Raw genomic sequence first — 21,471 nt, forward strand, 5'->3', positions numbered from 1 at the left:
CTAATCATTATCTGAATATCTGGCTTGGTTGTTTGTGTTTAATTCTTTAAAAAAGAATTTATATAATTAACCTACTGTTTAATTTTCAAAGTTCATTTTCTCTTTTGTGTTTCGTCCGTTTCTTAAGGACAAGTAATACTTTATCACCATTTTAAAACAACGTCAACACTTTTTTAAAATTTTTTTTATTTTTTTATTTAATATTCAGCAGATTTAACATAAAATTCAGAATAAATATGTTAAAATATTTTAAACAGATATATATTGGACATAATTATGAATACAATAATGTATCATTCTAATTAAGGAGGGATTATATTGGGTACGTATCTTAGAGAACCCGTAAGTGGTTTTACTCATTTAGCAGGAGCTATACTTTCATTTGTTGGATTACTAGCATTAGTTATAAAAACAACAATTACTAGCCCTACTATAGTAAATCTAACTGCGGTTATAATATTCGGTATAAGTATGATGCTTTTATACTCTGCATCTGCGACATACCATTTGGTAGTTTCATCTGAAAAAGTAATTAAGTTTTTAAGAAAGCTTGATCACTCTATGATTTTCATTTTAATAGCAGGTTCATATACGCCATTTTGCTTAATTGCTTTAAACGGAGCTAAAGGATTCACTCTTTTCGGTGTAGTATCTGGAATAGCTGTTGCTGGTGTTTTATTTAAAATGCTTTGGTTTAATTGCCCTAGATGGCTATCTACTTCTATATATATAGGAATGGGATGGATATCTATTTTTATAATAGGACCTTTATCTAAAGCAATATCACCTCAAGGAGTTTTTTATTTAGCTCTTGGTGGAGTTTTCTACACTATAGGTGGAATAATATATGGAGTTAAACCTAAATGTCTTGATTTTAAATATTTAGGTTTCCATGATATTTTCCATATATTCGTTATGTTAGGGAGCCTAACTCATTTTTATTGTGTATTCAAATATGTAATATAAATAAAAATCCCTTCTTACATTTTAGTAAGTAGGGATTTTTAAATTTCATTTTAAATTTTTAAAATCTTCTATCGTTGGTTCTATACATTCTCTATAATTTCTTTTGTGTCTAAATTCACTAAGTTCTCTGTATATTTTTACACGAGCTAAGTTTATATCTCCTAATGGTCTATGTTCCACACTGCAATGCCCTGGCGAGAAAGATAACTTTTCTCCCATTTCACTTCTAGTATCTGTTATAAACCATTGTCTTGGAATTATTATTTTACCAATTTTAATAAGAGGTGACTCTTCTTCATCCCATTCAATAGATGAATCATTTATAGGCATAGACTTCGAATTCGTTTGAATTTGGATATAAAATTCAAAACTAGCTTCATTATCAATTAAATGTTTTTGCATATTTTCTGAAAGATAGTTGTATGTAAGTCTTTTAGGTAATTCACTTTTATATTTCGAATTTGGTTTCACACAAAACTTAACTATTTTATTTTTATAAGCATATGGAGTCGTACTAAAATAGCTTACATCTAGCGGACTTGTTTGGTTTGATCTTCCTTCTATAAGGTCTTTAATTATATTTAATTTATCTGATTTATATAAACTATACATCAGAGCAATTGGATTCTTTTTTTAACCATATAATATATAGAATCTCTGAATAGAGGTAATGTTCCTATAGGCATAGTTGGTATAGTAAGCATAACAAAATCCTGAGTCATTTTTTCATCATCTATTAATTTATCACCACTTACTCCAATTAATTTAATAGCCATGCCTCTAATATCTTTACTCTTATCACTTTTAACCTTATTTCCACCACTAGAAAATCTTATAAAGCAATTATATTTTTTTCCAGATTGAAAACTTCTGTTTCTAAATCTTTATTTAAATCATCATCTACAATAAATGTTCCTTTTAATAACCCTAGCCCTTTTGGATGTGCATCTCTTTTTGTAAATCCCTTTTCATAATCCTTAACTAACTTCGCCTTTAAAATTTCAATAATTTCGTTTGTCATTTCATTATTATCCCTGCTTGCCATAGCTAACCCCTCCAGTCCTTTTAAACTCTCTATTATCCTATCCAAATATTAAAGATAATAAAACAACAGGCATAAATTTATAAATTTATGCCTGTTCACTCTTATCTAAATTTATTTCATAACTCTCATTGCATTTAGTACAGCTATTAAAGCAACCCCTACATCTGCAAATATAGCTTCCCACATAGTTGCTACTCCACCTGCTCCTAATATTAACACTATTACTTTAACACCTAAAGCAAATACAATATTTTGCCATACTATTTTATTAGTCTTCTTAGCAATTTTGATAGCTTTAACAATATTGCTAGGTTCATCTGTCATAAGAACAACATCTGCAGCTTCAATTGCTGCATCAGATCCTAATCCTCCCATTGCAATACCTACATCTGCTCTAGCAAGAACAGGAGCATCATTTATACCATCTCCAACAAATGCAATTTTTTCAGTTTCTTGTCTTCCATCATATAATTCTTCTAACTTATCAACTTTGTCTGTTGGTAGTAAATTCGAATAAACCTTGTCTAAGCCTAATTTTCCAGATATATCATTAGCTACTGCCTGATTATCCCCTGTTAACATAACAGTTTCTTTAATTCCTATATTTTTAAGTCCTTGTATACAAGCTTTAGAATCATCCTTAACTGTATCAGATATTACTATATATCCTCTATATCTTTTATTAACAGCTATATATACAATTGTACCTACTTCCTTAGCTTTTGAAAAGAATATATTTTCACTTAACATTAATTTTTCATTTCCAGCTAATATATGCTCTCCTTCATAATCTACTTTAATCCCATGTGCAGCTATTTCTTCATAGTTATTTACTTTATCTAAATCTACATTTTCTTTATAATGTTTGACTATAGATTTTGCTATAGGATGATTTGAATTTACTTCTGCAATAGCTGCATATTTTAGCAATTCATCTTCACTTATCCCTGCAGGTTTTATATAAGTTACATCAAATACACCTTTTGTAAGAGTTCCTGTTTTATCAAACACAACTGTATCTACATTTCTTAAAGCTTCTAAATAGCTGCTTCCTTTTATAAGTATTCCTTGTTTTGATGCGTATCCAATTCCACTGAAGAAACTTAATGGTATAGATAAAACAAGTGCACAAGGGCAAGAGACAACCAAGAATATAAGCCCTCTATAGAACCAATCGTTAAATGATGCTCCCGGTATAATAACGGGTGGAACTATAGCAATTAAAAGAGCTGATATAACAACTATCGGCGTATAATATTTAGAGAATCTAGTTATAAAGTTTTCTGTTTTCGATTTTTTAGCACTTGCATTTTCTACTAAGTCTAAAATTTTAGAAACCGTAGACTCTTCAAACTCTTTTTGAACAGATATAGTTAAAACTGCATTTTTATTTATAAACCCAGATAAAACATCTTCTCCCTTACCAACCTCTCTAAGCAAAGATTCTCCAGTTAATGCAGATGTATCTACCATACTAAATCCGTCAACTATAACACCATCTAAAGGTATTTTTTCACCTGGTTTAACTATTATAACATCTCCAACTTCTACATCGTAAGGCGATACCTCTTTTATTTCAGAACCTATTTTTAGGTTAGCATAATCTGGTCTAATCTCCATAAGAGAAGCTATAGACTTTCTAGATTTACCAACAGCTTTAGCTTGTAAGAATTCTCCTAATTTATAAAACACCATAACTCCTACAGCTTCTGCTGACTCTCCTATAGCTAATGCCCCTAATGTAGCTATCGACATTAAAAAGTTTTCATCAAAAATTTGTCCTTTTCCTATGTTCTTAATAGCTTTTAATAGTACATCTGAACCAACTATTAAGTATGCAACTACGAAAACTACAGTGCTAAAACTCGACTCTTTACCTGTAGCAATTTCGTATATTCCAAATATATAAACTAAAATTCCAATTACAAGTTTAATTAAATCTTTTTTATCATTTTCTACTGGTACGGCTTCTTTTTTACTTGCAGTAACTTTCTTCTCTTTGTATTGGATATCTAATCCTGGTTCCGTTGTATTTATAATGTCTATTACCTTATCCATAGTTTCCTTTGAATTTGATGTAGAAACTAAATTAACTGTTAAAACCTTGTTGATAAAGTTAAGGTTAGCACTTTCTACCTCCGTTAACTTATCCACTTTTTCACAGATTACCTCTGCACAATGTGCACAATTTAATCCATTTAACACTAATTCTTTCTTTTTATCCTTAGTCTTTTTTCTTTCACCTTTATATTTAAACCTGGCTCTGTATCATCTATTATTTTTATTATTTTGTTTATTACTTCCTCTTGATCAAAGTCAGAATCTATATTTACTGTTAGCACTTTGTTTATAAAGTTTAAATTGGCTGAATCTACTTCTTGTAATTTATTTACTTTTTCATTTATAACTTCTGCGCAATGCGCACAATTTAAACCGTCTAGTACTATTTCTCTTTTTATGATAGCACTTATACTCATAATATCCCCTTCCTTTTTAATTGATTGATTTATTTATTATAAGTCTCTTGAATATGAGATAATCCGCAGTTAAAGATCTGACTTATATGATTATCATCCAGAGAATAGTAAACTACCTTACCTTCTTTTCTAAATTTAACTAGTCTTGCTTGTTTTAAAACTCTTAATTGATGTGATATCGCAGAATGTGTCATTCCTAATAAATCTGCTATATCACATACGCACATTTCACTTGAAAATAAAGCGTATAAAATTTTTATTCTTGTTGTATCTCCAAATACTTTAAAAAGTTCTGCTAAATCATATAAAGTTTCTTCTTGAGGCATATGATCCTTAGCTTTACATATTAGTTCTTCATGTATCTCTTCACAAGAACAGTCTTTAATTTCTTCTATGTCATATTTCATTTATATTTCCTCCTCAATATTATATATACAAATATATGAATAATTGTTCATATATAATATTATAGAACTCTACTTATTTTTTTGCAACAATTATATAAATTTATTTTTTAATGCACATAATATAGTTTTTTATTATATATATATAATAAAGTGTTTTCAGAAGTAAGATTCGAAAGTCTTTTATTTAGGAGGTTATTAACTTATGAATTTCGATGGTTATATGAACCCTATGTTTTCTGACATGGATAATAAATATATATATCCTATGCCTTATGTTAATCCTATGATATATATGAACCCTTACATGATGAATCAACCTAATTGTCAAAATACTAAAAAACAACCTAGTACTGATAATCAAGCTGATCAGTTACAAAATCCTTATCAAAGTAATCCTATGATGTATATGAACCCTTATATGATGAATCCTATGATGAGTGGTGGTATAGATCCTAATATGCTTATGCAAATGTACATGCAAATGATGCAGATGATGCAAATGATGGGTTGTATGCCTAGCATGAATCCTATGCCTAATCCTGGTATAGACAACTTAATGCAAGATTCTATGGGAGCAGGCTATCCAGATCCTTCAAAACAACAAATGCCTGGTATGCCTATGATGATGCCTATGATGGGTTGTATGCCTGGTATGCCTGGTATGCCTAATATAAACATAGAAGAATTTGATGAAGAGGAAATGTAAATTTATAATAAGGGAAATTTCTTTAAATTTTATGTATAAAGTTTAAAGATTGAGCTAATACTATTAATGTATTCCTCATAATATTCCCCCAATATTATAAATACAAGAAAAAAGCCCTAGAGTTTACTAGGGCTTTTTTTATGTTTATTCTATTTACTAACAACACCTTTTACAATCTTTAATATATCTGTCGCAATTTCAACGTTAGATTTTACACTTTCTTTCGCTACTATAAAGTCCGCAGTTGTATCTGTTATAACTTCTGTAACATCTTTTAAATTATCACTTATCTCACTAAAATTATCTGCTACTTCCGGTAATCTATTGATTGTAGTAGTTATGTTTTGAGAATTAGAAGAAATTAAATTCATTATATTTTTTATAAATTCATTTAAATTCTTTAATGTAAATATCAGGTATAAAATTGCTATACATCCTAATATAGCTAATACAAAATATATTGCATTTATATCTATATACATATTAAGCTCCTTGAGTTTCGCTTTGTTCTAGCTTAATAACTTCTTCGTTTACTAACTCTTCATTTTCATTTAAATTTTTCTTATTTTGTAAATAATCTTTTATTTTATTTTTAGATTCTTGGAAATTTTCCTTTCCTGTATTTAACTTTTCATTTACTCTAACTTTTGCTTGCTGTGATTTTTCATTTACAGTGCTCGCAACTTTCTGCGATTTATCTTTTAAATCTGATCTAGTTTCCTTCCCTGATTTAGGAGCTAATAATATTCCACCTAATGCTCCAGCGGTAACTCCTGCAGCTACCCCTACTGTAGCTATTTTCATTTTTTTTATTTCTTTCTGCTACTTTTTTGCTTTTCTTTTGTTCTATTTTTGCTAAACTCATCTTAACCCCTCCTATAATTTTTAATAATCACTTTATACCCAAATTATAAGATTTATAACCTTTTTTGTCAATTTTTGCCAAATTATTCTAAGAAATTATAAAAATCTTCAGATTCAGACTCAACAAAATCATATAGAACATTTTGTTCAAAGAACAGTTCTTCTTCTAATGTTACATAATTTTTAAAGTTACATTGTATTAACTTATTTATATACAATCTATCCTTTTCATTATATGTTGCAACAAAAAATTTATCGTTTATTTGGTAATATAATGCACTTAAATCATTATTTATTACATATGTTTCTTTTTTACATGATTATTATCAAAGTTAAATCTTGTAAATAACATACCTAAATCAAGTTCACTTTTTAATACAAATGGATTTAATTTATAAAACTTATCTAAGAACTCTGTTTTATCTTTCAAATCATAAATAGCTATATATTCTTGCTTTGATATTTCATCAAATACTTCAAAGTCATAAATATCAGCTTTATCTGTAAACATTAAAGAATCTATTTTATATTCATCATTTTTATAACTTATATGAAAAGCTAACTTGCAAGTGTAATATCCATCACTATCCTCATATAAAACATCACATAAATACATACCATCTCTTTTTTAGTAACTTTGTTCTTTAAAAGAGCCCCGTTAATATTTGTTATATGCATCTCTGAAATTTTTTCATTATTAGAAAAGTATTTTAAACTATCTTTATCCCATGCAATAAATCTCATAGTCATGTAATTAATAAATTCTATATCATTATCAACCTTTTTACATATTTTTGGATACAAATCAAATATATTAATTTTCGACTCATATTTATCTATGAAGTCTATATATTCCTCAGTATTACCAGGTAATTCTTTTTCCCAATAATATGTTTTTTTACCATAGTAATTGACTAAACTAAGAGCTTCTTCTTCTGTAAGTTGAATTCTATCAGATCCTAATCCTCCCATTAATCGCTCTTGCTCTCTATTTAATTCTTCATACGAAGCGTTTCTCAAACTTACATAGTCCGCTATTCCTAACCCTTCTGCATCTATTAAAAAATACTGATACACAATGTCATCATTATCTTCCCATCCAATTATAAGTCCCATACTTCCCATAAGTCTTGAATTCGTAACCTTTGCAAAAATGAAATCCATTTTATCAAACATCCTTCCTTGAACTTGTTTATTTTAAATATAAATCTATAATAAACCCTATCGATATATTCAGTTCATATAATAACAATATACCCATTTAAAAATTAATTTTAAATTATTTCTTATATTTTTACAACTATATGCTAAATTTATAATATAATAGATAAAAGAAAAATCGCATTAATTGAGGTGATATATATGAAAAAAACTGCAGCTTTCTTTGATATAGATGGGACTCTGTATAGAGATTCTCTAATGGTTGAGCACTTCAAGAAACTAATACGATATGAAATCGTAGATGAAAAGGTATGGTTAACTAATGCTAGAGATACATTTGTTAACTGGGACAAGAGACAGGGGAACTATGATGATTATTTATTTGAGGTTTGCGATATATATGTTGAATCTCTAAAAGGTTTAGACTTGTGTTCTATACATTTTACTAGTAATCAAGTTATAAAGTTAAAATCTGATAGAGTTTATAAATATACTCGTTCTCAAATAAAATGGCATTTAGACCAAGGTCACATTGTAATATTCATTTCTGGAAGTCCCGATTTCTTAGTTTCTAAAATGGCAACTAAATATAATGCTACTGATTTTATAGGTAGTACTTATGTCTTTGAAGACGGTAAATTTAATGGAGAAGTGATTCCTATGTGGGACTCAGCTAGTAAAAATGTAGCTATTAATGACTTTGTTGAAAAGTATGATATTGATTTATCTAAATCCTATGCATATGGAGATACAAATGGAGATATCAATATGCTTAGAAGAGTAGGTAATCCTGTTGCTATAAACCCTACTAAAGAACTTCTTCACCAAATAAGTAATGATGAAAATATAAAGGATATATCTAAAATAATAATAGAGAGAAAAGATTTAGTTTACCAACTACCTGCATCTGTCGATGTTCTAGATATATAATTTTAGGAGGTATTAATGACTTTAACAAATGATAGAGATTTTATGAAAAGATTAGAAGATGATATAGAACATTTAAGTAAAACACTATACTTAGATAATCCTGATTTATGGTTAGATTTTTTAGAAAAATCAACAGATAAAGACTTTGATGAAATGTCTTTATTTTTCGCAGCTAAATATAATTATGTTTCAATTATAAAATTTGCTGTGGAGATAAATAATTTTAATTTAAATTCTAAATCTAAAAATATATCATTTAATTGTGTTAAAAACCATTTAATAGATATTGCTCGCTCTGAAAATTCAATAGACGTATTAGATTATCTATCTAATGAGGAAGTATCTGATATAGTAGATTCAGTAAATGAGTCTAAATCTTTACACGAAAATGTAAAGTTAACTGTTTCGTATAACTGCCCTCATTGTAATTCTAATATATATGAGACAGGATACAAAGTTCTAATTTCTTCTAATTGCACATATTCAACATACGATAGAAAAATCGTTAGGTCAAACCCAGAAGAATTAGATTACGTAACTTGTATTAACTGTAATAATCAAATAAATGATATTACCCCTAAACAATTAGAAACTTTAACAACAGTAGAAAACTGTGGTACATGTGGATCTCACATACCTACAATAGGAATTTTAAAAGAAGTAAATTCAAACTTTAATACATCAACTGGTGTTTTTGAGGATATCAATTCTACATTTTGTTGCAAATCTTGTAGAAAACCTTTAGAAGATATACAGTTAAGACATTTTAATCTAATTTAATTTAAAATTTCCCAGGAAATTTTAAAATCCCACTCTTTAAATGTTAAAGAGTGGGATTTTTTATTTAAATTTAATTATTTTCTTAATCTTAACATCATAGTATTCAATAAATAGAGTATATACATAGTCATATACAATAAAACCTATTTCAAATCCAATTACAGTAAATAAGTTCATCGGTATGAATATAAACGCTTTGAGAATTATATACAGCAACACTGCAATTAGATTAGCAAAAGCTATTTTTAAAACTAGCTCTATATATACCCTTTGATTTTTTTCTATCAAATATTTTACTATCCCATAAATTCCAAATGTAAATACATAAAAAATCCACTGGGCTTTATTTTGTATAATAAAGAAACTCAATAAAATCGATGCTATAGAAAATATTGCTCCATATTTTCCTCCATACTCTATTATTACTATAGAAACTATAAAAGAAGCTGCCCCCATAAAAAACAAAGTATTAATGGGAATTATATTTGATAAAATTAATAAAATTATGTTTAAAGACAGTAAAATTCCAGTATATGCTATTCTTTTACTCATATACATATCCTAACAACATTCTATAAAGTCACCACCAAAGCATTCGCATATACTATCTAGGCACCATAATTTCGTACAAACTTCACAGAAGTCGTCTCCGCAGCAGCAACAATCATCACAACAGCAACAACAACAGCATCCATCTAAGCTATTATGTCTTCTTCTATTGTAATTATGAGCTCTCCTATTATAGTTGTCATAGTTATTGTTATATCTTGTAATTGCATCTTCATAAACTTTATTTTCGGGTTCAATGCTTATAGCTTTTTTTAAGTATGATTCTCCTTGCTCGTAATAACCTAAATTTAAAGATGCTATTCCTATAAGATAATTCCAGCTAGCACTACTTTTATCAACTATAGATATTAATATGTCATATCCCTTTTGAAATTCTTTATTGCTTATAAATTCTTTTGCCAAGTTGAACTTTTCATTATAAGTAGGATTGTTGTACATTAACTTCACACCCTTTATTTAAAATATTTTTATATCTAAGATAAACACCTGAATAAACTATATTCTCTATAATGTTTATATTAGCTTTTATATGTAGATTATCTATAGACTGTGCTAAATATCCTAAGCTTATAGATATAAGTTTATCCACCTTTTGTTTTAGTTCTTCTTTTTTATCTATGTATTCAATAAAAGGATTATATCTTCCTTTTTTTATGTCTTTATCTAAATCCTCATATGCATCTAATGTATATATATATTTACCTATATTAAATCCAATATTTCTTAAATCATCTCTATATTTATCGTCCTTATAAGAAAAAATTTCTCCCATAAGATTTCCAAATGTATTAGAAACTGCATCTATGTTGGTACTTTTTTCATCTTCTAGCTTTTTTAGATTTTCCAATTGTTTTTTATATAGTCTGCTTTTTCAGGATATTTATCATAAGCTTTTTTTAGCTTTCCTTTGTATATATTGTAAGCTAATATATCTTTGATTCCTTTATCATCATTTAAATTATCTTCTAACTTATAGTAAGTTAAAAGTACATTCATGCTAGCAGCGTATTCTGTTATCTCATTAACTATTCTCATTTTTTTATTTATAGGATTAGCTATACACACCTCTTTAGTTATATTAGCTTTAGGCCTATAAACAGAAGTTAAAAGTAAGATTAAAAAAGTTATATCATAATTTAGAGACAGTCTAGATATCTCTCCATGATTTTCCTTTAAATACTTGCACAAACCACAATAATATCCCTTATATGTGTCAAACTCTCTAAATGTTAAATCCATCTTATTTATTCTAACATATCCAAACATTATTATCCTTCCTATATCTACGAATTTAAATTCTATAATATAATATCTTTTTATTTATATAATATACATTTTTCTATATTATATCAATTTATATAAATTTAATCATATATCTCTATTTTTTATCACATCTTTCAATCATATACAAATAAATGCGCTTTATACTATATAATATTAGTTATATTAAAAATAAAAAGCTATAAGAATTATATAATTCTTATAGCTTCTTTAAATACAAATTTATTTATTTTCAAGTATTATTCAACTAAGTTTTTAGCTAATTTTTCTAATAAATCTTGTACATTTGTAACCATAGTTATAACTTCTAAGCTACCTCTATCTCTTAACTTGTTAACTGCAAATTCAGATATATCTATAGTGTAGAAATGAACAGGTCTTACTTTTCCATCTACAACCCTATAAGAAGGAGTCATATTTCCTACAGCTATAGTATGAAGTTGAGTAGCTAAGCAAATTACTGTTGTAGCTTTTTTTACATGACTTCTCATAGCATCTTGTGCTTGATAAACGTCCCCATAAACTATCGGTAATGGTCCATCATCTCTTATAGATCCTCCAAGAACTATAGGTACATTATTTTTAACACAGGCATGGATTATTCCATCTTGTATATTTTCATTTTCTATTAATTTCTCTATAGATCCTGCTCCTCTAGCTTTATTTAATAAATCTAGATGATGATAGTGTCCATTTTGTATAGATTCTTGTGTGTATACATGTTGCCCTAGTGCAGTTCCAAATACTCCTGCCTCTAAGTCATGAGTTGCAACTGCATTTCCACCTAAAAATGCATTTACATAACCATTATCTATTAATGATGCCATAGAATCTCTAGCTCCTTTAGCAAATACAGCTGCAGGCCCTAGAACCCATACTATGTATCCATGTTCTTTTTCATATTTTAATAATTCATATAAATTTTCATAATCTTTAGTGTAAGAAGTTTCTCTTGATCTTCCTGATCTAAACGCAAAAACATCTCCCTGAGCTTCTTCTTCTGTTTGGAAACCATTAGGATATAAGTAAATTCCATCTTTTGCATCTTCTGTTCTTCCTACTATAACTTTGTCCCCAACTTTAAGTCTTCTAAACTCTACTACATCTATTTTATCATCATTAGTTATTATAGGTACGCAGTCCATTCTAGTTTCTTCAGCTAATACCCATTTCCCATTTACTTTAAAATATTCTGGGTAAATGGACATAGCATGATAATTTTCTGGTGCTACACCATCTTTTTCTACAACTCCATAGCTTGCATCAGGAGCATTAACAAATACATCTTGTGTAAAATCTGGTTCTCTATATTCCCTTAATTTAAAAGACATCTTAAAACCCTCCATAATAAATTTTTATGCTTAAAAACTTCCCTTCGATATAATTATAACACTAAAATTCTTTAATTTGGTGAAATAACACCTACTTTAGCGAAAACGTTCTTCCAGTTTCATTGTATTCTAATTGATTTGCTTCATTTAATTCATTTAAAATGATAATCATTAAATCTGAGTTTAAAAATATATTCCCATTTACATCTTTAATTTTCAAATTGTATTTGCTATATTTTTCTACTGCATATTTGCTTATTTTATCTTCAACTATTATATTAAATTTTTTATCTAAATAAACCTTAAATAGCCATGGCATGGCTTTATCACTTAAATTATTTACAAAGTAATCAAATGATAAATAAATTTCATTGTCTTCCTCAATGGTTAAAAAATCTGGCGAATTCTCTATAATTTTATCTATAAATACATTATATTTTTCCATATTTAATATACTCCTTTATAACTCTATTAAATTTATTTCAGTTTCTTTATCTTTTATTAGGTTAAGTGTCGCAATTGTAGTAGGTAATTTAAATCTCTTAGGTCCCGCTGATCCTGGATTTATATACAATATTTTATCTTTTATATAATTTTCACTTTTGTGAGAATGACCATATATAACTATATCTACTCCAATTTTATTTAAATCCTTCTCAATAGTCTTTATATCATGTACTACATATATTTTGATACTATCAAATTGTATCAAAATATCTTCTCGAATACTTTCAAATTCAGCTTTTTTATCACAATTCCCTTTTATAAATTTAACATCAGAAATTTTTCTTAGTTCCTCTATAACTTCCATACTCCCAATATCACCTGCATGTATAATTAAATCACACCCTTCAAAGTGATTTAAAACTTCTTTTCTTATCATACTATGCGTATCAGATATTAATCCTATCTTCACATTAACACCTTCTTTCTGCAAAACTATACCCCCTAAAAATTAGGGGGTATTTATTATTCTTTAAAATCATAAAATAAATTTAATATATCTAAAAATATATTTATAAAGTCTAAGTATAAGTTTAAAACATGTATAGATAAATCTTTACTATCATTAATATTTCCACTTTCTATTGCATATTTCACTAAACTTACATCATATAGTATGTATCCACTAAATATAATTATACTAAATACAGTAACAGTTATATTGAATGCTCCAAATCCTACAAATGAAGCTATTATTGTGAATGGAATTAAAATTATTAATCCTACAAATAATGTATTTCCTAATTTCAGATATTTATCACTTTTTTCTCTTCTTGCTATTGTTGATAATACAAGAAATATTAAAGCTGTAATAAATAAAACACTTATTACAATTTCTTTACCTAAGCTACCCACATACATTTGAATTATAGGGTATAAGATTATTCCATCTATAAAAGTAAATAAATATACCCAGTTCATGCTAAATCTATCAGGTATAATTCCTTTTCTAGAAACTAAACACAGTATTAAAAGTGCCACTACCATCACTACAACAATAATATTCGCAATCATAGCTACACTTTCTGGTACAAATGCTACTCCAAATCCATATCCTAAAAAACAGAATAGTATTGATATAGCTAAATATTTAAACACATCCGCTATCGGATTTTGAATTACTTTATTCATTTCTTTTCACTTCCTATTTAAAATTATAATATAATTATAACCTCACACTATACATTATTTGGTTAAATTATAGTTACAAATAGTTTACTCAATAAGCTTTATATAATCATAATACCCCATTTCTTTCATTTTACTTTTAGGTATAAATTTAAGAGATGCCGAGTTTATACAATATCTAAGTCCTCCATGTTCTTTTGGTCCATCATCAAAAACATGCCCTAAATGAGAGTTTGCTTTTTCACTTCTTACTTCTGTCCTAACCATTCCATGAGAAAAGTCCCTTTTTTCAATTATAACGTCCTCTTTTACTGGCTTTGTAAAACTTGGCCAACCACAGCCTGAATCAAACTTTTCTTTTGATGTAAATAATACTTCTCCACTGACAACATCTACATATATACCTTCTTCTTTATTGTTCCAATATTCATTATCAAATGGAGGTTCTGTCTGATCATTTTGAGTTACCTCAAACTGAATAGGCGTTAATTTATTTTTTAGTTCTTCTCTTTTTTTTATTGTTTTTATCCCAGAAATTTTTTTATAAAATTATATCTTCCTGATCCCTTAAAATACATTTCATAATGTATTGGATTTTTTTTATAATAATCCTGGTGATATTCTTCTGCTGTATAAAAAGTTTCTGCAGGAAGTATCTTAGTCGCTATTTCTTCTTTAAAAATCTCACTTTCTTGTAATTCTTGTTTTGATTTTATAGCTTCTTCTTTTTGCTTATCATCGTGATAAAAAATTGCAGTTTTATATCTATTTCCTCTATCATTAAATTGTCCTCCACCATCAGTGGGATCTATTTGTCTCCAATATATTTTTAATAATTCATCATATTTAACTAATTCATCATCATATGTTAACTGTATTGCTTCTAAATGCCCTGTATTTTCTAAACATACTTCTTCATATGTAGGATTTTTTGTATATCCCCCTGTGTACCCAGCTACAATTTTTTCAATTCCTTCATATTTACTAAAAGGTTTAAACATACACCAAAAACATCCACCTGCAAAAGTCGCTAATTTTTTCATGTTACTACCTCCAACTTATTTATTTATATATATATTCCCTGTTTTTACAAATCATAATCGCTTATACGTTTGTATACCTACTAAATTTTGTATTATAATAAATAAATAAATATAAACTCAACTTAATTTTGGAGGTGAGATTTTGAAAGATAAGTACATCATATATTTCATAAGTCGTACTAAAGATAATATGATTAAATTTATAGATAAAAATTTGAAACTTAATAATTTAAATGACCTGATCCCTACTCACGGAAATATATTAACTGCCCTTTATGAAAGTAATGGACAGCTAACAATGAAAGAAATTTCAAAAAATAGGAAAAGATAAATCTACAGTTACATCATTAGTAAATAAATTAATCATTTTAGGATATGTAAAAAAGATAAATGTTTAATAGATAAAAGAGTAACTTATATAAGCTTAACGGAAAAGGCATTAACTATAAAAGACCGTTTTGATTTAATTTCTTCTCAAGTAAAAGAAACTGCATATAAAGATTTCACTAAGGAAGAAAAAGAAGAATTTTTACGATTATTAAAAAAAATGAGCAAAAAACTTTAAAAATGCAAATGAGAATTTATAGCAAAAAAAATAGATAGATATAATCTCTATCTATTTTGGGGATATATGAATTTACAGTTTTTATTCTTTAATAACTGAATCTCTTAAAGAACTAATTTCTTTCATATCTAGGTATATCCTATATAAACTTATCATTATTGCTTTTTCTAAATCGCTTTTTCTTGAATTAAAAAATACTTTATAAAATTCATATAAACTCTGATCTTTATATGTAGTTTCTTTCAGTTCTTTATATAGTTTATTTACTAATTTAACTTCACTTTCTATTCCTCCACTTAAAAGTATAGAGAAACTTATATTTGTAAAAAAGTCATTTTGTTTTTTTAAAATTCCCTCGATATTTTCTTCTTTTAGCTTATTATTTATAAAGTTAAGTCTCATCCAGTAATAATTATTTTTAACAATTGCTTTTTCAATTTCTATATCACCTATGCCTTCTGAAGATATAAAGTTACATATTTCTTTATTAAAATTTATATAACTATTTATTGTACTTTTCATATCATTATTAATTTTATACGGAAATACTAAATTTGTTATAACTACAGTAGACATAGATGCAAACAATATTAATATTACTCTGTATTCTAATAGAGTAAAAATTGTTGTATTTGGATAGATCAACTTAACTGCTGTTATAGCTGTCATAGTTATAAATATACATCTTATATTATATTTTCTAATAGATATGTTTAAATATAGTGATATCATAAATATAAATATCATTAATTTTAAATTTCCATTAATTAGTTTATATATTATTCCAAGTGCTATAGCTCCTAAAATAGTTCCTATTGCTCTGTCTATAGATTTTTTTGTACTTTCTTCTGCGTATGGAAGCAATACAACTGCGAGTGTATATACTACCCATTTCCCTTCATAGATATTAAAATAATCTACTATAAAAACTGCTATAGATATTAATATTGAAGCTTTTATAGCTAAGTTAAATCTTAAAGAATCCATACTAAAATTATTGGTTATTGTATTAATATTATTTTTTAATTTTTTCTTATATTTGTTTTTTCAACTATAATTTTCATCTTTTGTTCATCATCTAAACAATTGTATAGTTCTTTAATAGCTATTCTTAAACTATAATAATTGTATTTATCTATATTTTCCTCCATATTTTTTATATCTATTGATTCATTATATCTACAAAATTTTTTTTTAATTCCTCTAAGTTTAAATTACCTGAAATATATAAATTTATATCTTCCAAAACATAATTTAAATTAATAAATAAATCTTCACTATAACTATTGCTTTCTATGTAATTTAAACCTGTATTTATTTTCTTTAATAGAGTAACAATAATTTGTTTGTATTATATATATTTTTATTATTTTATTTGATTTTCTATAGATTCATATAAATCTAATTCTAAATTTTTTAATAAAATATTCACTTTTTTATTTTCATTTTCTGTACATTCATTTTCTTTAATTAAATTTAATTGAGTTTTTATTAAATGTATTGTTTCATTAAGTTTTTTATCTGTAATTTTCTTAAAATTATATCTAGTAAAAACAAAGTATAGAAATAATATAACAACTGCTGAGAATACTAATGCTAATATTCTCTTTGGCATTTGCTCTAAAGTTACAGGTGCATAAATCAATAATACATAGAGCATCATAAAAGCATTACTTTTAGACCCCTTTATTTCACTACTTCCAATATAATAAATTAAAAAGCTTAATAAAAATGTAGTAATTACTGCATAAATTGAGTTGTAATTTGCAATATAAGCACAACAACCTATAATTATTTGTGCTAAACTCAATTTTAAAAATGTACGAGGTATATTATTTGTATGATTTTCACGAAGCATAGTTATAGCTATAGTAATTGAACCAATACCTATCAATATATTATCTTTCCCAAATATATAAAAGGACATTATTGATATTATAGATATTAAAAGTACAGCTATATTCATTAATTGTTTTTTCATCTTAAATTCCATCCTATATTTTAAATTTTTATAATAATATTACCTATTCTATTTATTTTTAATTTTATATTCATTTATACCCATTGTCCTTAATAATCATTCTAAATTATTTACTCAATAATAAGTATATATTACTTTGTTACTTGTAAAACAATTTTATATGATATAAAATTATTAAAAATAAATCTAGTTAATAAGGGAGTATATGAATATGAGTATAGAAAATAGAAAATTAGATAAAATATTAGATTTTAACAGAGCTTTTATTCAAAATAAAGAGTATGAAAAATATGAGACATCTAAAGATCCTGATAAGAAAATAGTTATATTATCTTGTATGGACACAAGGCTTACAGATTTACTTCCAAAGGCTATGAACTTAAAAAATGGAGATGCTAAAATAATAAAAAATGCAGGTGCTACTGTTTTACATCCTTTCGGAAGTATAATGAGAAGTATCATAGTTGCTATTTACGAATTTGAAGTCGATGAAGTTCTCATAGTAGGGCATGAGGGATGTGGCATGTGTAACCTAAACACAGAAAATCTTATAAATAAAATTATAAATAAAGGTGTATCAATTGAAACAATAAATACTCTTTCTAACTCAGGAATTGAGGTGAAAAAATGGCTTCACGGATTCGAGTCTGTAGAGGATTCTATAATAGATAGCGTTAAGATGGTTAAAAAGCATCCTTTAACACCAAAAGACATGATAGTTCATGGCTTAGTTATGTCTCCTAGTACAGGTGAAATATCTATAATTGTAGACGGTTATAAAAACAAATAACTACATAAAATCATTAGATTTTTTACCATTTACAAATTTTAACATTAGGAATATAATAAAAGTGTTCATTATATTTTTAATACATGAACATTGTGTGATATATAAAATATCATACTCCTGACTTTGTTTTATTTTATTTGTTTGTTAAAAATATCTTATATATGACTTTCTATATAAGAAAAAAGAAGACATCTTTTAGGTGTCTTCTTTTTTTAAAGTATTACTTGAGTTATGTTTCCACTACTGTCTTCAATACTTATTATATCTAAATCTTTAAAATTTCTTGAAAGCCACTTAATCTCCTTCATAGCTAAACTCACTTCTTGAGATGATAAATTTCCTATAAAATACTCTTCTCTTTCTTTTTCATATTGTTTATCCGAAAGCCAATTTCTAATAAATGTAAATGCAAAAGTATTAGGTATATTGCTTATACTTGCTCTTTTTGATTTTGCGGGCTTTGAAACTATCCTCATATATACCTCCATATAATAAAGCTTTTAATAAATTATATTTATTAAAAGCTATTAATATCACTTTATTATTTTAATTATATATCTTCTATGTGCGTATATTTATCTCTACCATTTCCTTCGATATATACAATGCTTGATCTGCTAAATTTATAGCATTTCTTATATCTTTATTTGAATATATTGTTGAAATGCCTATACTTAGACTAATATAATTACTTGCTTTTGAATATTGATGCTTTATCTTTTTATCTGAAATATTTTTAAGTATTCTTTCTGCAAAAACATAGATTCTTTTTTTATAGTATTTTTAAGAACGATACAAAATTCTTCTCCACCATATCTAAATATCATATCGCTTTTTCTACAACTGCTTTTTAGAACTTCTGATATAGATTTTAGAACTTCATCCCCACATTGATGTCCATAGTTATCATTGTATAACTTAAAATAATCTACATCTATCATCAATATCGATATTGGAATGTCTCTGCTTTTTACATTTTTTTTATATAATTCTAAGTATCGTCTATTATAAACATTACACAATGGGTCTTTCATCGATTCATATTTAGATTTTTTCATCTTTTTATACACTAATATAATAATTCCAATTAAAATAAATTGCTAATAATTATTAATGTACTCGTCTTTTTCATAATACTTATTTCTTCTTCTTCTTTAATCTTGTTATTCAAATGAAATTCATATTGCTTATTGTTTATTTTTGACATATCCAATTCATTCTTATAAAATTTTTGTACTAATTTATTATATCCATCCTGGTTTTTTAACTTTTTATAAATTTCTATCCTTTCCTTTATAGAAAATTGGCATATATATGTATCCCCTTCTTTTTTTCCATAATCCTCTAATTGCTCAAAGTATTCAATAGTCTTATCAGTATCTGGTGTTTCTTTAAAAAATAATGCATATGCTCTAGCCTTTAACATTTTACTTTCTGTATATTGAACAATTTCATTTCCTTTTTCCAGTTTATCTATTTTCTTAAAGTAAAAATCAACTTTATTAAAATCCTTTTTATTTAGTTCCTTTATTATCAAATCTGAATAATACATTATTAGTAAATCATCTTTATGAAATTTAGGTAAATAATCAATGAATGGCTCAATTTTAGATAAAATTATACTGTATTCATCCATACTTCCAACTTGAAAGTAAATTTCTGCTAAATTTAATAATGCATAAGTTTTTATTCTAGCATTTTCAGTTTTGTTTTCATTAAATGAGTTTATTATTTTTATAAGAGATTCAGCACTTTTTATATATTCACCTATATGTCTATATGCTATAGAAGAATTTATTTCCACTTTATATTTATTTTCTTTACTTACATATTTTTTGGCTTTTTCATACATAAGTATTGCACTTACAGTTTCTCCTTGAAACGTATTTATAATTCCCAAATAATTGTATACATCAAACTTATCTGATTTGTCTAATCGGTTAAATTATTTTTATTTTTTCAATTTGCTCTAATTTTTTTCCGCTACATCATAATTCCCATTTTGTATAAGAATTTTTACATTTTGAATTTTTATTTTTTCTTCCTTTTTAAAATTATTTAAATCATTTAATTTTGCTATAAAAATCAATAATACTAATGCAGATGCAAATACTATTATATAGTTTTCTTAATTTTAAAATTCATAAATCACCCCATAGATTCTTTATTTAATTCATTTTTATTTATATAAAAATTTTATATCTATAGTATATATTTTTATAATTCCTCATAACTTTATTATTTTAAAGTTCACATATATTATATCTTATTAATTTATCCTATATTTGTAAATTTACGAATATATTAATTTATTTTAAATATTATTTAATATAGTTTTTAAGCTATAAAAAATTTTTAGGGGGAAATTTATGTTAGAAGTATTTAAAAGAGATTTAAGTCAAAACAATAAAAAGCTAAGAAAATCCGGTTATATTTTAGGATTGATTTATGGTCCTAATCTTGAGCAAGACATCCCTATCCAAATACCTAAAACTCCTTTTTTAAGATTTGTAGAAGATAATAATGACCTTAGTGTTGATTTACTATTGGATGGTCATATAAAAAAATGTATAATAACTGAAATCCAATCTCAACCTGCATTTGAAGGCTATATGCATATAAATTTTAGATGTATCGAATAAAAAGGAAAAGACTATCTTAATAGATAGTCTTTTCCTTTTTATATACATTTAAGTAATAAATTACATTAGTGACTGCTCTTTTCCACAAGCTTTACATCTTCTCATTTCAACTATGCACTCTTCGTTATTTTCATTGATATTTTGGTATGTTACTATAGTATGCTTTCTTTCTTTTTCACAGTTATCACAAAAAACTGATTCTTTTAACTTTCTAGTTTTTAAAATTTCCATCTAAATAAACACCCTTTCCTCAATAAATTTAACTCTATCTACCATTATTGTTATAAGTGTGGTTATTTA

At 26.2% G+C, this 21,471-nt stretch carries 30 protein-coding genes and 3 pseudogenes; 7 read left to right on the forward strand and 26 right to left on the reverse strand.

What is annotated here, in order from left to right:
• Positions 1–318 precede the first annotated feature (318 nt).
• The gene (gene trhA, locus LEQ07_RS13730; RefSeq protein WP_021428350.1) at positions 319–966 is read left to right on the forward strand and encodes a PAQR family membrane homeostasis protein TrhA; all 648 of its coding nucleotides are present in this window, start codon (positions 319–321) and stop codon (positions 964–966) included.
• 45 nt (positions 967–1,011) lie between these two features.
• Here the strand turns inward: trhA and LEQ07_RS13735 are convergent, their stop codons facing one another.
• From LEQ07_RS13735 to LEQ07_RS13760, 5 genes and pseudogenes are all read right to left on the reverse strand, one after another.
• Positions 1,012–1,578 (reverse strand): hypothetical protein, encoded by a 567-nt coding sequence (locus LEQ07_RS13735; protein ID WP_263331123.1) that lies wholly within the window; start codon positions 1,576–1,578, stop codon positions 1,012–1,014.
• Positions 1,578–1,742: a hypothetical protein gene (locus LEQ07_RS13740; protein ID WP_263331124.1), complete on the reverse strand. Its 165-nt coding sequence runs from the start codon at positions 1,740–1,742 to the stop codon at positions 1,578–1,580. The genes LEQ07_RS13735 and LEQ07_RS13740 overlap by 1 nt, the downstream gene beginning before the upstream one ends.
• A 56-nt stretch (positions 1,743–1,798) precedes the next feature.
• On the reverse strand, positions 1,799–2,011 hold the full coding sequence (locus LEQ07_RS13745; protein WP_263331125.1) for a hypothetical protein: 213 nt from the start codon (positions 2,009–2,011) through the stop codon (positions 1,799–1,801).
• Between the two features lie 111 nt (positions 2,012–2,122).
• A pseudogene (locus tag LEQ07_RS13750) lies at positions 2,123–4,488 on the reverse strand (heavy metal translocating P-type ATPase).
• 29 nt (positions 4,489–4,517) lie between these two features.
• On the reverse strand, positions 4,518–4,895 hold the full coding sequence (locus tag LEQ07_RS13760) for an ArsR/SmtB family transcription factor (protein ID WP_021428286.1): 378 nt from the start codon (positions 4,893–4,895) through the stop codon (positions 4,518–4,520).
• A gap of 202 nt (positions 4,896–5,097) precedes the next feature.
• Here LEQ07_RS13760 and LEQ07_RS13765 point away from each other — a divergent pair, with 202 nt between their 5' ends.
• On the forward strand, positions 5,098–5,601 hold the full coding sequence (locus LEQ07_RS13765) for a hypothetical protein (protein WP_046823467.1): 504 nt from the start codon (positions 5,098–5,100) through the stop codon (positions 5,599–5,601).
• A 149-nt stretch (positions 5,602–5,750) separates the two neighbouring features.
• Here the strand turns inward: LEQ07_RS13765 and LEQ07_RS13770 are convergent, their stop codons facing one another.
• The 5 genes from LEQ07_RS13770 to LEQ07_RS13790 all read right to left on the reverse strand — a co-directional run bounded on the left by LEQ07_RS13770 (position 5,751) and on the right by LEQ07_RS13790 (position 7,629).
• Positions 5,751–6,083: an ANIS5 family metal-binding protein gene (locus LEQ07_RS13770; protein WP_263331128.1), complete on the reverse strand. Its 333-nt coding sequence runs from the start codon at positions 6,081–6,083 to the stop codon at positions 5,751–5,753.
• Position 6,084: 1 nt separating this feature from the next.
• Positions 6,085–6,405 carry a YtxH domain-containing protein gene (locus LEQ07_RS13775; protein ID WP_263331129.1) on the reverse strand — a complete coding sequence of 107 codons (321 nt, stop codon included), beginning with the start codon at positions 6,403–6,405 and terminating at the stop codon, positions 6,085–6,087.
• A gap of 143 nt (positions 6,406–6,548) precedes the next feature.
• Positions 6,549–6,683 carry a hypothetical protein gene (locus LEQ07_RS13780; RefSeq protein WP_263331130.1) on the reverse strand — a complete coding sequence of 45 codons (135 nt, stop codon included), beginning with the start codon at positions 6,681–6,683 and terminating at the stop codon, positions 6,549–6,551.
• A gap of 77 nt (positions 6,684–6,760) precedes the next feature.
• The gene (locus tag LEQ07_RS13785) at positions 6,761–7,081 is read right to left on the reverse strand and encodes a hypothetical protein (protein ID WP_263331131.1); all 321 of its coding nucleotides are present in this window, start codon (positions 7,079–7,081) and stop codon (positions 6,761–6,763) included.
• The gene (locus tag LEQ07_RS13790; RefSeq protein ID WP_263331132.1) at positions 7,024–7,629 is read right to left on the reverse strand and encodes a hypothetical protein; all 606 of its coding nucleotides are present in this window, start codon (positions 7,627–7,629) and stop codon (positions 7,024–7,026) included. Before LEQ07_RS13790 ends, LEQ07_RS13785 begins: the two co-directional genes overlap by 58 nt.
• A gap of 198 nt (positions 7,630–7,827) precedes the next feature.
• Here LEQ07_RS13790 and LEQ07_RS13795 point away from each other — a divergent pair, with 198 nt between their 5' ends.
• Positions 7,828–8,556: an HAD family hydrolase gene (locus LEQ07_RS13795; protein WP_046823465.1), complete on the forward strand. Its 729-nt coding sequence runs from the start codon at positions 7,828–7,830 to the stop codon at positions 8,554–8,556.
• A gap of 15 nt (positions 8,557–8,571) precedes the next feature.
• On the forward strand, positions 8,572–9,336 hold the full coding sequence (locus tag LEQ07_RS13800; RefSeq protein ID WP_046823464.1) for a hypothetical protein: 765 nt from the start codon (positions 8,572–8,574) through the stop codon (positions 9,334–9,336).
• 60 nt (positions 9,337–9,396) lie between these two features.
• Here the strand turns inward: LEQ07_RS13800 and LEQ07_RS13805 are convergent, their stop codons facing one another.
• From LEQ07_RS13805 to msrA, 9 genes and pseudogenes are all read right to left on the reverse strand, one after another.
• The gene (locus tag LEQ07_RS13805; protein WP_046823463.1) at positions 9,397–9,888 is read right to left on the reverse strand and encodes a hypothetical protein; all 492 of its coding nucleotides are present in this window, start codon (positions 9,886–9,888) and stop codon (positions 9,397–9,399) included.
• 9 nt (positions 9,889–9,897) lie between these two features.
• Entirely contained in the window at positions 9,898–10,344 is a 447-nt protein-coding gene (locus tag LEQ07_RS13810; protein ID WP_046823462.1) for a 'four-disulfide core' protein, read from the reverse strand.
• A pseudogene (locus LEQ07_RS23085) lies at positions 10,322–11,172 on the reverse strand (DUF5685 family protein). Before LEQ07_RS23085 ends, LEQ07_RS13810 begins: the two are co-directional and overlap by 23 nt.
• A gap of 254 nt (positions 11,173–11,426) precedes the next feature.
• Positions 11,427–12,518: an ornithine cyclodeaminase family domain gene (locus LEQ07_RS13825; RefSeq protein WP_046823461.1), complete on the reverse strand. Its 1,092-nt coding sequence runs from the start codon at positions 12,516–12,518 to the stop codon at positions 11,427–11,429.
• 91 nt (positions 12,519–12,609) lie between these two features.
• Positions 12,610–12,963, reverse strand: a complete 354-nt coding sequence (locus LEQ07_RS13830; RefSeq protein ID WP_263331135.1) for a hypothetical protein — start codon at positions 12,961–12,963, stop codon at positions 12,610–12,612.
• Between the two features lie 15 nt (positions 12,964–12,978).
• On the reverse strand, positions 12,979–13,455 hold the full coding sequence (locus LEQ07_RS13835) for a metallophosphoesterase family protein (protein ID WP_263331136.1): 477 nt from the start codon (positions 13,453–13,455) through the stop codon (positions 12,979–12,981).
• Positions 13,456–13,487: 32 nt separating this feature from the next.
• The gene (locus tag LEQ07_RS13840) at positions 13,488–14,153 is read right to left on the reverse strand and encodes a Bax inhibitor-1/YccA family protein (protein ID WP_046823459.1); all 666 of its coding nucleotides are present in this window, start codon (positions 14,151–14,153) and stop codon (positions 13,488–13,490) included.
• Between the two features lie 84 nt (positions 14,154–14,237).
• Positions 14,238–14,687 (reverse strand): peptide-methionine (R)-S-oxide reductase MsrB, encoded by a 450-nt coding sequence (gene msrB / locus LEQ07_RS23090; protein ID WP_442952426.1) that lies wholly within the window; start codon positions 14,685–14,687, stop codon positions 14,238–14,240.
• Complete coding sequence (gene msrA / locus LEQ07_RS23095; RefSeq protein WP_263331137.1) at positions 14,675–15,193, reverse strand: peptide-methionine (S)-S-oxide reductase MsrA; 519 nt, start codon at positions 15,191–15,193, stop codon at positions 14,675–14,677. Before msrA ends, msrB begins: the two co-directional genes overlap by 13 nt.
• A gap of 142 nt (positions 15,194–15,335) precedes the next feature.
• Between msrA and LEQ07_RS13855 the strand changes: the two genes are divergently transcribed.
• The gene (locus LEQ07_RS13855) at positions 15,336–15,524 is read left to right on the forward strand and encodes a hypothetical protein (protein ID WP_263331138.1); all 189 of its coding nucleotides are present in this window, start codon (positions 15,336–15,338) and stop codon (positions 15,522–15,524) included.
• 315 nt (positions 15,525–15,839) lie between these two features.
• On the opposite strand, the gene LEQ07_RS13860 is transcribed toward LEQ07_RS13855, so the two are convergent.
• The 3 genes from LEQ07_RS13860 to LEQ07_RS13870 form a co-directional block, all read right to left on the reverse strand.
• Positions 15,840–16,745: an FUSC family protein gene (locus LEQ07_RS13860; protein ID WP_263331139.1), complete on the reverse strand. Its 906-nt coding sequence runs from the start codon at positions 16,743–16,745 to the stop codon at positions 15,840–15,842.
• 35 nt (positions 16,746–16,780) lie between these two features.
• Positions 16,781–16,909: a hypothetical protein gene (locus LEQ07_RS13865; protein ID WP_263331140.1), complete on the reverse strand. Its 129-nt coding sequence runs from the start codon at positions 16,907–16,909 to the stop codon at positions 16,781–16,783.
• Between the two features lie 215 nt (positions 16,910–17,124).
• A complete protein-coding gene (locus tag LEQ07_RS13870) occupies positions 17,125–17,739 on the reverse strand; it encodes a hypothetical protein (RefSeq protein ID WP_263331141.1) in 615 nt (204 codons plus the stop codon).
• A gap of 211 nt (positions 17,740–17,950) precedes the next feature.
• On the opposite strand from LEQ07_RS13870, the gene LEQ07_RS13875 reads away from it, so the two are divergent.
• Entirely contained in the window at positions 17,951–18,529 is a 579-nt protein-coding gene (locus LEQ07_RS13875; RefSeq protein ID WP_046823816.1) for a beta-class carbonic anhydrase, read from the forward strand.
• Positions 18,530–18,741: 212 nt separating this feature from the next.
• On the opposite strand, the gene LEQ07_RS13880 is transcribed toward LEQ07_RS13875, so the two are convergent.
• The 3 genes and pseudogenes from LEQ07_RS13880 to LEQ07_RS13890 all read right to left on the reverse strand — a co-directional run bounded on the left by LEQ07_RS13880 (position 18,742) and on the right by LEQ07_RS13890 (position 20,429).
• Positions 18,742–19,005, reverse strand: a complete 264-nt coding sequence (locus LEQ07_RS13880; RefSeq protein ID WP_046823817.1) for a hypothetical protein — start codon at positions 19,003–19,005, stop codon at positions 18,742–18,744.
• A gap of 85 nt (positions 19,006–19,090) precedes the next feature.
• A pseudogene (locus tag LEQ07_RS13885) lies at positions 19,091–19,587 on the reverse strand (diguanylate cyclase).
• 29 nt (positions 19,588–19,616) lie between these two features.
• Positions 19,617–20,429 (reverse strand): hypothetical protein, encoded by an 813-nt coding sequence (locus LEQ07_RS13890; protein ID WP_263331143.1) that lies wholly within the window; start codon positions 20,427–20,429, stop codon positions 19,617–19,619.
• A gap of 469 nt (positions 20,430–20,898) precedes the next feature.
• Between LEQ07_RS13890 and LEQ07_RS13895 the strand changes: the two genes are divergently transcribed.
• Entirely contained in the window at positions 20,899–21,171 is a 273-nt protein-coding gene (locus tag LEQ07_RS13895; protein ID WP_046823298.1) for a hypothetical protein, read from the forward strand.
• A 60-nt stretch (positions 21,172–21,231) separates the two neighbouring features.
• On the opposite strand, the gene LEQ07_RS13900 is transcribed toward LEQ07_RS13895, so the two are convergent.
• Entirely contained in the window at positions 21,232–21,402 is a 171-nt protein-coding gene (locus tag LEQ07_RS13900; RefSeq protein ID WP_021431629.1) for a hypothetical protein, read from the reverse strand.
• Between the last annotated feature and the right edge of the window lie 69 nt (positions 21,403–21,471).

Origin of the sequence: Paraclostridium sp. AKS73, assembly GCF_025671395.1 — a bacterium.
Lineage (GTDB): Bacteria > Bacillota > Clostridia > Peptostreptococcales > Peptostreptococcaceae > Paraclostridium > Paraclostridium benzoelyticum.

What these genes read in the sequence shown, in the direction of transcription:
- LEQ07_RS13735 (WP_263331123.1), bottom strand. Translation starts at nt 1,578, where the DNA reads ATGTATAGTTTATATAAATCAGATAAATTAAATATAATTAAAGACCTT.
- LEQ07_RS13740 (WP_263331124.1), bottom strand. Translation starts at nt 1,742, where the DNA reads ATGGCTATTAAATTAATTGGAGTAAGTGGTGATAAATTAATAGATGAT.
- LEQ07_RS13745 (WP_263331125.1), bottom strand. Translation starts at nt 2,011, where the DNA reads ATGGCAAGCAGGGATAATAATGAAATGACAAACGAAATTATTGAAATT.
- LEQ07_RS13760 (WP_021428286.1), bottom strand. Translation starts at nt 4,895, where the DNA reads ATGAAATATGACATAGAAGAAATTAAAGACTGTTCTTGTGAAGAGATA.
- LEQ07_RS13765 (WP_046823467.1), top strand. Translation starts at nt 5,098, where the DNA reads ATGAATTTCGATGGTTATATGAACCCTATGTTTTCTGACATGGATAAT.
- LEQ07_RS13770 (WP_263331128.1), bottom strand. Translation starts at nt 6,083, where the DNA reads ATGTATATAGATATAAATGCAATATATTTTGTATTAGCTATATTAGGA.
- LEQ07_RS13775 (WP_263331129.1), bottom strand. Translation starts at nt 6,405, where the DNA reads ATGAAAATAGCTACAGTAGGGGTAGCTGCAGGAGTTACCGCTGGAGCA.
- LEQ07_RS13785 (WP_263331131.1), bottom strand. Translation starts at nt 7,081, where the DNA reads ATGTATTTATGTGATGTTTTATATGAGGATAGTGATGGATATTACACT.
- LEQ07_RS13790 (WP_263331132.1), bottom strand. Translation starts at nt 7,629, where the DNA reads ATGGATTTCATTTTTGCAAAGGTTACGAATTCAAGACTTATGGGAAGT.
- LEQ07_RS13795 (WP_046823465.1), top strand. Translation starts at nt 7,828, where the DNA reads ATGAAAAAAACTGCAGCTTTCTTTGATATAGATGGGACTCTGTATAGA.
- LEQ07_RS13800 (WP_046823464.1), top strand. Translation starts at nt 8,572, where the DNA reads ATGACTTTAACAAATGATAGAGATTTTATGAAAAGATTAGAAGATGAT.
- LEQ07_RS13805 (WP_046823463.1), bottom strand. Translation starts at nt 9,888, where the DNA reads ATGAGTAAAAGAATAGCATATACTGGAATTTTACTGTCTTTAAACATA.
- LEQ07_RS13810 (WP_046823462.1), bottom strand. Translation starts at nt 10,344, where the DNA reads ATGTACAACAATCCTACTTATAATGAAAAGTTCAACTTGGCAAAAGAA.
- LEQ07_RS13825 (WP_046823461.1), bottom strand. Translation starts at nt 12,518, where the DNA reads ATGTCTTTTAAATTAAGGGAATATAGAGAACCAGATTTTACACAAGAT.
- LEQ07_RS13830 (WP_263331135.1), bottom strand. Translation starts at nt 12,963, where the DNA reads ATGGAAAAATATAATGTATTTATAGATAAAATTATAGAGAATTCGCCA.
- LEQ07_RS13840 (WP_046823459.1), bottom strand. Translation starts at nt 14,153, where the DNA reads ATGAATAAAGTAATTCAAAATCCGATAGCGGATGTGTTTAAATATTTA.
- msrA (WP_263331137.1), bottom strand. Translation starts at nt 15,193, where the DNA reads ATGAAAAAATTAGCGACTTTTGCAGGTGGATGTTTTTGGTGTATGTTT.
- LEQ07_RS13860 (WP_263331139.1), bottom strand. Translation starts at nt 16,745, where the DNA reads ATGGATTCTTTAAGATTTAACTTAGCTATAAAAGCTTCAATATTAATA.
- LEQ07_RS13865 (WP_263331140.1), bottom strand. Translation starts at nt 16,909, where the DNA reads ATGGAGGAAAATATAGATAAATACAATTATTATAGTTTAAGAATAGCT.
- LEQ07_RS13870 (WP_263331141.1), bottom strand. Translation starts at nt 17,739, where the DNA reads ATGAAAAAACAATTAATGAATATAGCTGTACTTTTAATATCTATAATA.
- LEQ07_RS13875 (WP_046823816.1), top strand. Translation starts at nt 17,951, where the DNA reads ATGAGTATAGAAAATAGAAAATTAGATAAAATATTAGATTTTAACAGA.
- LEQ07_RS13880 (WP_046823817.1), bottom strand. Translation starts at nt 19,005, where the DNA reads ATGAGGATAGTTTCAAAGCCCGCAAAATCAAAAAGAGCAAGTATAAGC.
- LEQ07_RS13895 (WP_046823298.1), top strand. Translation starts at nt 20,899, where the DNA reads ATGTTAGAAGTATTTAAAAGAGATTTAAGTCAAAACAATAAAAAGCTA.
- LEQ07_RS13900 (WP_021431629.1), bottom strand. Translation starts at nt 21,402, where the DNA reads ATGGAAATTTTAAAAACTAGAAAGTTAAAAGAATCAGTTTTTTGTGAT.